Below are 6,596 nucleotides of genomic sequence, written 5' to 3'. Positions count from 1 at the left end.
TTACGAGTAAAGAAAAGTGACATCTCACACGTTCCAAAACGGCCAACCCCGTACAGCCGCGACAGCAGCTAGAAGCAATAAAACCCCGCCCACAAGAGACCCTCCCGCGTCAGCGGGGCCACTATAGCCAAACCAAAAGCCAAACCAAAAGCCAAACCAAAATTGCAAGCGCATTCCATGACACGGCTTTCCGCCGATGCAATCCTCGCCAAGCTCGGTAGAGCTAGTGACGAATCAACGGAACGGGACACTACCTAGACCGGCAGCGCCAGGTCCGCGATCACTGCCGCCAGAAAGCGCGCGGCCTCGCCGCCCGTGACCACCCGATGATCGAAAGTCAGGCTGAGCGGCAGGATCCGGTGCACGGCGGGCACGCCGCCGGCCGCAACCACCGCATCGTGGATACGGCCGGCGCCAAGAATGGCAACTGTCGGGGGTACCACGATCGGCGCCGCATACTTGCCGGCGATCATGCCGAAGTTGGACAACGTGATGGTGTTGCCGCGCATCTCCTCGGGTGCGATCGTTCGTGCACGCACATCCGCGCGCATGCGGTCCAGGCCGCGCCGCAGGTCTGCCGCGTCACGCTTGCCGGTATCCCGCAGCACCGGCACGAACAGGCCTTCGGGCAGGTCGACCGCAATCCCCACGTCGATCCGCGTCGGCACATGGCGGCGCCCGGTCTGGCTTTCGTACCAGGCGTTGAGGCCAGGCTCGGCACGGCATCCGGCGACCAGCGCGCGCACCAGCCGGATCGTGGTGTCGGTGCCGGGCACCCAGGCGTGGATATCGGCGTCGTCGATCACGGTCGCCGCGGCGACCTCGCTTTGGGCGCGCGCCATGTTCTGCGCCATGGCGCGCCGTACGCCGCGCAGGACTTCCGGTGGCCCCAGGTCCGCCAGCGTCGCGGCGACGCGCCGCACGTCGGCAGCGGTGATGATGCCGTCCGCGCCCATTGGGGTGACCATCGCCAGGTCCACGTCGAGCTGGCGCGCCAGGGCGCGCACGGCTGGCACTGCCCGCACCGCGCCGCCGCCACGGGACAGGGCGGCGGGCGCTTCCGCGACCACCTGCGTGCCGACCTTGACATCGCCCACCACTGCGCCGGCGTCCTCCTGCCCGCCGGCGCCTTCGAAGCCCGCCAGCGGCGCGCCAAGATGCACGATCTCGCCCGGCTGGGCAAACAGCTTGGCGACCTGTCCGGCGTAGGGCGACGGTATCTCGACGATCGCCTTGGCGGTCTCGACCGAAACCAGCGGTTGGTCGGCCGCCACCGTGTCGCCGGGTTTGACGTGCCATTCGGTGATCTCGGCTTCCTGCAGGCCTTCGCCCAGGTCGGGCAATTTGAAGATCTTCATCGAAGCTCCCAGGAAAGACGTCAAGCGGCCATGGCCTTGCGGGCCGCGTCGGCGATCCGCGCCACGCTGGGCAGGTACTCGTACTCGAGCCTGGCCATCGGCACCACGGTGTCGTAGCCGGTGACGCGCTGCACCGGCGCGGCCAGCGAGTACAGCCCCGCATCGGCGAGGTTCGCCGCGATCTCGGCACCGAAGCCGGCGCTGCGCGGCGCCTCGTGGACGATGACGCAGCGTCCGGTCCTGCCGACCGATTCCAGTATGGTTTCCATATCGAGCGGCTTGAGCGTAGCGACGTCGATGACCGCGGCGGCGATGCCTTCGTCCAGCAGCAGGTCAGCCGCGGCCTGCGTCTCCTGCAGCATCGCACCCCAGCTCACCAGCGTGATGTCGTCGCCGTCGCGCAGCGTGAAGCAGGTATCGAGCGGCAGCGCCTCGCCGTTGTCCGGCACCTCCTGGCGGAACAGGCGGTAGAGCCGGGTCGGTTCGAGGAACACCACCGGGTCGGGGTCCTGCATGGCCGCCAGCAGCAGGCCGTAGGCGCGCGCAGGGGAGGACGGTATCACCACCCGGATGCCGGGGATGTGGGCAAACATGGCCTCGGGGCTTTCGGAGTGGTGCTCCGGCGCATGGATGCCGGCGCCAAAGGGAGAGCGCAGCACCATCGGGCAGCTCAGCCTGCCGCGCGTGCGGTGGCGCAGGCGCCCGGCATGGTTGATGATGTGGTCGATGGTCGGGTAGATAAACCCGGTGAACTGGATCTCCATCACGGGCACCAGCCCCATTGCGGCCATGCCGATCGCGGCCCCGGCGATGCCCGACTCTGCCAGCGGTGTGTCGATCACGCGCTCGGCGCCAAAGCGGGCCTGCAGGCCCGCCGTGGCGCGGAACACGCCGCCATTCACGCCGATGTCCTCACCGAGCAGCACTACACGCGGGTCGTGTTCCAGCGCGTAGGCCATCGCCTGGTTGACGGCTTCGACCAGATTGATTTCAGCCATGATCCGGTTCACTCCCGATAGTCCCGGCGCCCGGGGAAAAGCGCTGCGCGGTTGTCAACTGCGTCTCCAACGCCTTGGGCAGGCCGGCATACAGGTAGTCGAACATCGCCGCCGTCTTCGGCAGGGGCGTTGCCAGATAGGCCTCCACCGCGGCCGCCACTTGCGCTGCGCAAGCCTTGCCAAGCGCTTCTTCGCGTGCCGCATCCCATGCGCCGAGCCGTAGCAGATAGTTGCGCAGCCTGGCCACCGGTTCCAGCAGCCAGTGCTGCTTGACCTGTTCGCTGTCGCGGTAGCGCGAGGCATCGTCCGCCGTGGTGTGGTCGCCAAGCCGGTAGGTGATCGCTTCGATCAGCGTGGCACCGCCGCCGGTGCGCGCCCGTTCCAGCGCTTCGAGCGTGACCTGACGCACCGCAACAACATCATTGCCATCCACCTGCAGGCCAGGGATACCGGCCGCGATGGCCTTTTGCGCGAGCGTGCGCGCGGCGGTCTGCTGGCTGCGCGGCATGGAGATCGCCCACTGGTTGTTGTTGACGACCAGCACAAGCGGCGCTCGCCAGGCGCCAGCCATGTTCATGCCTTCGTAGAAATCGCCTTTCGAGGTGCCGCCGTCGCCCAGCAGGCAAACCGCGACGCGCGGCTCGCGCCGCAGCTTCATGGCGTAGGCAATGCCGGCAGCGTGGCAGACCTGGTTGCCGATCGGCACGCAGTTCGCAAAATCATGCGGCGCCGCCGCAAAATCATTGCCGCGCTCGTCGCCGCCCCAATACAGCAGGCTCTCGGTCATGGAGACACCGCGCTGGAACTGCGCGGCGTGATCGCGGTAGGAGGGCACCAGCACGTCTTGCGCGCGCATCGCGCTGGCCACGCCGACCCCGACCGCCTCCTGGCCAAGCGCGGAAGCGAACGTACCGATCTGGCCGGTGCGCTGCAGCGCAATGGCCTTGAGGTCGAACTGGCGTGTGAGCACCATGGCCCGGTAGAGCGGGAAAAGAGCCTCGGGATCGAGCGCAAACGCTGGCAGCGCCTGGGTCGGCTCACCTTGTGGATCGAGAAACTGCGTGTACTCGATGTCGAATGTCGCGACGGTCGCCATGGCATGCCCTTTGTTCTTGTGTTCCAGTCTTGCACTGGGGGCTGTCTTCTTCTGTGCGCTTCGCCGCTCAAGGAACTGCAACGCGCACGCTCCACCGGCATGTCAATGCTTGGGGCCCTTCATCGCCTCGGCTTCCCTGGCCGCATTCCGCTCCTCACCGGCCTCGATCGGGTCCATGGCCTCGTCGACCGAAGCCGCCGCGCGCTCGGCGGCCGCGTTGGCTTCTTCGGCGGGGGAATCAAAATCCTCGTCCTCAAAGCTTGGCGGCCTCAGCATATCCGCGAGCATGGCGGCTAGCTCAGGTGTATCCCATGGCGCACTACGCTGCTTTTTCTTCTTGATGTAGTGCCTGACTTCCGCATCCTGTTCCGGGGTCAGGGGAAGACCGCGAAAGGTGCGTTGAGGGTCAGTGGCGTCCATCATGGTGCTCCGCAGGGTTGTCCCGTTTTCAGTGTAGCGCTATTGCGGCGGTTAGGGCGATTTCGGGAATCCGCCGGGCGCCGCGGGAACGCAGCTTGATGCTGCCGGCGATGGCAGGTTTTCGACCCGCCTGGCGCTCGCACGCGCGCAGCGCGGCGATCACTCGGGCCCGATGCCATCGCGGCTCGATAGCATCGCGATCAGGAAGTCCCGGAACACACGCACCACCTCCGCATGGGTCCTGCCTTGCAGGGTCTGGACCTCGATACTGCGGTCGCTCATCGCGCGGTCCCGGATGGGGACCGCGCACAAGCCGCGCTCTTCCAGCAGCAGGCGCACCGAGACTTCGCTCGCCAGCGTGACGGCATCGTTCAGCCGCGCGAAGTTCAACAGGGTCTCGACGTAGTTACTGGTGAGTACCGGGTCGACCGTCACGCGCTGCCGGATGCAGGCAATGTCGAACACCTGGCGCACGGTGGTATCCGTGTCCGGCAGGGCCATCGGATAACCCTGCAGCTGGGACAACGTGACCTGCCTGGACTTCGCCAGGGGATGGTCGGCACGCATGATGGCAAGGCCGGGGGCCGGCTGGCGATGCTCCACCTTGACGTCCTTCTGCCCGATACGGCTGTAGTTGAAGACCATGCCGATATCGCATTCGCCCTGGCGCACGCGGCGGGTGACTTCGGCCGGCGCATCCACCGATAGCTGGAAGCGGATGCCGCGATACTTCGCTCGGAACGCCTCGATGACGCTCGGCAGGAACTGGATGGCGAAGCCTTCCGAACTGGCGATGCGGACATGGCCGGAGCCGAGTCCTTGCAACGCCAGCACGTCGGCCACGACCCGCTCTGCCTCGAAGCTGGCTTTGCGGGCATGCGTGGCTAGGAGCTCGCCTGCGGCGCTGAGGACCATCCCCCGCGGTCGCCGCTCGAACAGGACCACCTCCAGGGCCTCCTCCAGGCCGGCAATCTGGCGGCTGACGGCGGATCCGGCGACATTCAGGTGCGACGCCGCCTCGCTGATCGAGCCGCAACGGACCACTTCCAGGAAATAGCGCAGCGCTGTGCTCTGCAAGCGATGGGACTGGGGCACGGCTTCTCCGGCTGGATGGATGGGGTTGCGCAGCTTGCAAGGTTTGCCTAGTTTCTACGGTTTGCAAAAAAGGCAAACCAGGCATCTGAATTCTATGCTTTTCGCAACGTTTGCAAGGCACTAGGATGCAACATCGCCGCCTGGGAAGGCGCCCGCACGAACGATTCGCGCAACGTTGGAAGGAATGCAGAGACATGAGTCGCACACAAGCCGTCGAACTCGCGGCCCGCTACTTTGACGACGGCAGCTTCGAGCGGGTGCTCCGCCAACGCGTGGCGATGCGCACGGAAAGCCAGAATCCCGCCAGTGCCGCCATCCTCACGGCCTACCTGACCGACGAGATCGGGCCGCAGCTCGATACCCTGGGGTTCACCTGGAAGCTTGTCGACAATCCCATCCCCGGCGGCGGGCCATTCATGCTGGCGCAACGGCTGGAACCCGAGGCCGCCTTCACCATGCTGACCTACGGCCACGGCGATGTGGTGCGCGGGCAGGATGCGCAATGGCGGCCCGGCCTTGCCCCCTGGGAGGTGACGCTTGACGGTGACCGCTGGTATGGCCGCGGCACGGCCGACAACAAAGGCCAGCACACCATCAACCTGGCCGCGCTGGCCCAGGTACTGGCGCTGCGCGAGGGCAGGCTCGGCTACAACGTCAAGATGATCCTCGAGATGGGGGAGGAAACCGGCTCGCCTGGCTTGCGGGAAGTGTGCGCAAGGTACGCGGACGAACTGGCGGCGGACGTGTTCATCGCCTCGGACGGGCCGCGCGTGGCCGCCGGGCGGCCGACGATCTTCCTGGGGTCGCGCGGGTTCTGCAACTTCAGGCTTGGCGTCAACCTGCGCGAAGGCGCGCATCACTCCGGCAACTGGGGCGGCCTGCTGAGCAACGCCGGCACGCGGCTTGCGCATGCAATCGCCAGCGTGGTGGATGCCAGGGGCAGGGTGCTGGTGCGCGGGCTGTTGCCCGATGGGCTGCCGGACAACGTTCGCGCGGCACTGCGCACCATCGAGGTTGGCGGTGGCCCGTCCGATCCCGAGATCGATCCCGGCTGGGGCGAGCCAGGCTTGTCGCCCACCGAGCGCGTGTACGGATGGAACACGTTCGAGGTGCTTGCCTTCAAGACCGGGAATCCCGACGCGCCGGTGGGGGCGATTCCCGGCCACGCGTTCGCCCTGTGCCAGATCCGCTTTGTGGTGGGCAGCGACAGCGCCAGCTTCGTGCGCCATCTGCGCGAGCACTTGGACGCGCATAGCTTCCAGGATGTGGAGGTCCAGCCGGACGGCGAACCGATGCAGGCAACCCGCCTGGATCCGGATGATGCCTGGGTGCGGTGGGCCCTGGCGTGCGTCGCGCGCACCACGGGCGAGCCGCCGGCGCTGCTGCCGAACTTTGGCGGATCGCTGCCCAACGATGTGTTTGCGGACGTGCTGGCCTTGCCGACGCTCTGGTTCCCGCATTCGTATCCGGCCTGCAGCCAGCATGCTCCCAACGAGCACCTGCTGGGCAGCGTCGCCAGGCAGGCGCTGCAGGTCATGGCGGGCGTGTTCTGGGACCTCGCCGAAGACGGCGCTGCCATTGCCGGCAGCCGGTCGCGGGGCGCGTGAAGGGACGGCGGCGGCCGGTGCG

6 protein-coding genes are annotated in these 6,596 nt (G+C 67.0%); 1 reads left to right on the top strand and 5 read right to left on the bottom strand.

Features of this window, described 5'->3' with window-relative positions:
- Window positions 1-254: 254 nt before the first annotated feature.
- The 5 genes from ACGLHR_RS22620 to ACGLHR_RS22600 form a co-directional block, all read right to left on the bottom strand.
- Window positions 255-1,358 carry a dihydrolipoamide acetyltransferase family protein gene (locus ACGLHR_RS22620; RefSeq protein WP_400096454.1) on the bottom strand — a complete coding sequence of 368 codons (1,104 nt, stop codon included), beginning with the start codon at window positions 1,356-1,358 and terminating at the stop codon, window positions 255-257.
- Between the two features lie 20 nt (window positions 1,359-1,378).
- The gene (locus tag ACGLHR_RS22615; protein ID WP_318235277.1) at window positions 1,379-2,356 is read right to left on the bottom strand and encodes an alpha-ketoacid dehydrogenase subunit beta; all 978 of its coding nucleotides are present in this window, start codon (window positions 2,354-2,356) and stop codon (window positions 1,379-1,381) included.
- Window positions 2,349-3,452 carry a pyruvate dehydrogenase (acetyl-transferring) E1 component subunit alpha gene (gene pdhA, locus ACGLHR_RS22610; RefSeq protein ID WP_400096453.1) on the bottom strand — a complete coding sequence of 368 codons (1,104 nt, stop codon included), beginning with the start codon at window positions 3,450-3,452 and terminating at the stop codon, window positions 2,349-2,351. The genes ACGLHR_RS22615 and pdhA overlap by 8 nt, the downstream gene beginning before the upstream one ends.
- Before the next feature lie 102 nt (window positions 3,453-3,554).
- A complete protein-coding gene (locus tag ACGLHR_RS22605; protein WP_400096457.1) occupies window positions 3,555-3,872 on the bottom strand; it encodes a hypothetical protein in 318 nt (105 codons plus the stop codon).
- Between the two features lie 159 nt (window positions 3,873-4,031).
- On the bottom strand, window positions 4,032-4,967 hold the full coding sequence (locus ACGLHR_RS22600) for a LysR family transcriptional regulator (protein WP_400096452.1): 936 nt from the start codon (window positions 4,965-4,967) through the stop codon (window positions 4,032-4,034).
- A 194-nt stretch (window positions 4,968-5,161) separates the two neighbouring features.
- Here ACGLHR_RS22600 and ACGLHR_RS22595 point away from each other — a divergent pair, with 194 nt between their 5' ends.
- On the top strand, window positions 5,162-6,574 hold the full coding sequence (locus ACGLHR_RS22595; protein ID WP_400096451.1) for a M20 family metallopeptidase: 1,413 nt from the start codon (window positions 5,162-5,164) through the stop codon (window positions 6,572-6,574).
- The last annotated feature ends 22 nt before the right edge of the window (window positions 6,575-6,596 follow it).

Source organism: Cupriavidus sp. CuC1 (genome assembly GCF_044627735.1).
GTDB classification, from domain to species: domain Bacteria; phylum Pseudomonadota; class Gammaproteobacteria; order Burkholderiales; family Burkholderiaceae; genus Cupriavidus; species Cupriavidus ulmosensis.
This window is presented reverse-complemented; position numbering and strand designations above follow the sequence as displayed.

Coding starts and splice junctions, on each gene's coding strand:
- ACGLHR_RS22615 (WP_318235277.1), bottom strand. CDS start 2,356: ATGGCTGAAATCAATCTGGTCGAAGCCGTCAACCAGGCGATGGCCTAC.
- ACGLHR_RS22595 (WP_400096451.1), top strand. CDS start 5,162: ATGAGTCGCACACAAGCCGTCGAACTCGCGGCCCGCTACTTTGACGAC.
- ACGLHR_RS22605 (WP_400096457.1), bottom strand. CDS start 3,872: ATGGACGCCACTGACCCTCAACGCACCTTTCGCGGTCTTCCCCTGACC.
- pdhA (WP_400096453.1), bottom strand. CDS start 3,452: ATGGCGACCGTCGCGACATTCGACATCGAGTACACGCAGTTTCTCGAT.
- ACGLHR_RS22620 (WP_400096454.1), bottom strand. CDS start 1,358: ATGAAGATCTTCAAATTGCCCGACCTGGGCGAAGGCCTGCAGGAAGCC.